At 71.4% G+C, this 1,679-nt stretch carries 2 protein-coding genes; both read left to right on the top strand.

From position 1 onward, the window contains the following. The coding region (locus ETD85_RS62125) for a sensor histidine kinase (RefSeq protein ID WP_138699069.1) at positions 1 to 1,065 on the top strand (1,065 nt) is incomplete at its 5' end. Positions 1,066 to 1,302: 237 nt separating this feature from the next. Next, entirely contained in the window at positions 1,303 to 1,587 is a 285-nt protein-coding gene (locus ETD85_RS62120; protein WP_138699068.1) for a hypothetical protein, read from the top strand. The last annotated feature ends 92 nt before the right edge of the window (positions 1,588 to 1,679 follow it).

The raw sequence follows: 1,679 nt of genomic DNA, 5'->3' as shown, positions 1-1,679 counted from the left end.
CCCCAGGACCTGCCCCAGCCGTCGCTGCCCGCGGACATGCGCGATCTCGCTGACCAGGTGCAGGCCGACACCCTGTCCGCGCTGCTGCCTCAGGCCGGTCTGGCGCTCGCCGTGGTGACGGTGGTGGCCGCCGTACTGAGCTGGATGGTGGCCGGCCGGGTGCTGCGGCCGATCCGGGCGATCTCGTCGGCCGCCCGGCGGTTGTCGGCCGAGAACCTCACCGAGCGGGTCCCGGTCACCACCCCCGCCGACGAGCTGTCGGCGCTGGCGGGCACCGTCAACGGGATGCTGGACCGCATCCAGCGCGGCGTCGCCGAGCGGGACCGCGTCCTGGAGAGCCAGCGGCTCTTCACCGCCAACGCCGCCCACGAGCTGCGTACGCCGCTGACCACCGCGCGCACCGCGATCGACGTCACCCTGGACGGAAACCCCAGCCACACCGAGCTGCTCACGATGGCCGGCGACGTCCGCGCCGCCGTCGAGCACATGCAGCGCGTCCTGAACGGACTGCTGCTGCTGGCCCGCAGCCAGGCCGGGCTCACCGAGCGAGCGCCGGTCGATCTCGCCGCGGTCGCAGCCGCCGCCCTCGACGCCGCCCGGACGCGGGCGGAGGGGGCCGGCCTCGCCGTACGACACCGGCTCCGGCCGGCACCGGTCAACGGCGAACCGGTCCTGCTGGAACAGATGGTCGCCAACCTGGTCGACAACGCGATCCGCTACAACCAGGCCGGCGGACACCTGGTCGTCGACACGGGTACGGCGGGTGGGCGCGCCTTCCTGCGCATCTCCAACACCGGCCGCCACATCGTGCCCGAGGAGGCGCAGACGCTGCTGGAGCCGTTCGTGCACGGGCAGGGGACCCGCGTCCGTACCGACGGCCTGGGCCTGGGGCTGTCCATCGTGCGCGCGGTCACGCTCGCCCATCGCGGACGGATCACGCTCACGGCCCGCACCGGCGGCGGCCTCGACGTCACCGTCGATCTCCCGCAGAGCCCGGTGACCACGGACGTGAGGTCGCGGTGGGCCACCGGACCACCCCAGGTAATGGCCCTTCCGATCAGGTGAAGCGCCGGGCATTCGGCGCGGAACCGTCCTGGCGGGACGGCAACGCCTGTCGCGGCCCGAGCGGCACTGGTCGTGAGAAGCGCGACCGAAGCGGGGCCGCTGCCCGGTGGCCAGGTCGCAGATGCCCGCTCAGGTCGTCCATCCCGGGTGGGGCCGGGAGCGCCTGACGGATTGTCGGAGATGATCTCTAGGGTGCCACGCATGACTGGCTCATCCACTTCCGCAACAGGCGGCCTCATGACGACCTGGGCGCAGGTCCGCGACCGCATCATCGCCCGCGATCCCCGCGGTCTGGCCGATCTCGTGATCACCCTGCCGGACGCCGAGCGCGCCGAGGCCGCCCGGCGCCTGCCGGAGCTGCACAAGGACTTACGCGCGGCCGCCGGGCGCCGGGCCGGGGAGCGCTGGTCGTCCGGCCAGGACGAGGGCGAAGGGGACGGCGAGTGGGATAGGGAAAGCGACGGCGAGTGGGAAGGTGACGGGCGCGGACCGTGGGACGGCGCGGGGGACTGTCTCTTATAAACATCTCCGAGCCCACAAGACCCTAAAAAAAAAAAGCTAAGGCAACAGCAAACGGTCATGGTACATATATCGATACTATGATAGATTATCAA

Origin of the sequence: Nonomuraea zeae, from assembly GCF_005889725.1 — a bacterium.
GTDB classification, from domain to species: Bacteria; Actinomycetota; Actinomycetes; order Streptosporangiales; family Streptosporangiaceae; genus Nonomuraea; species Nonomuraea zeae.
Note: the sequence above shows the minus strand (reverse complement) of the source record. Positions and strands in the feature narration are given on the sequence as shown.

Excerpts from the sequence above, each read along its gene's own strand:
- ETD85_RS62120 (WP_138699068.1), top strand. The coding sequence starts at position 1,303 with ATGACGACCTGGGCGCAGGTCCGCGACCGCATCATCGCCCGCGATCCC.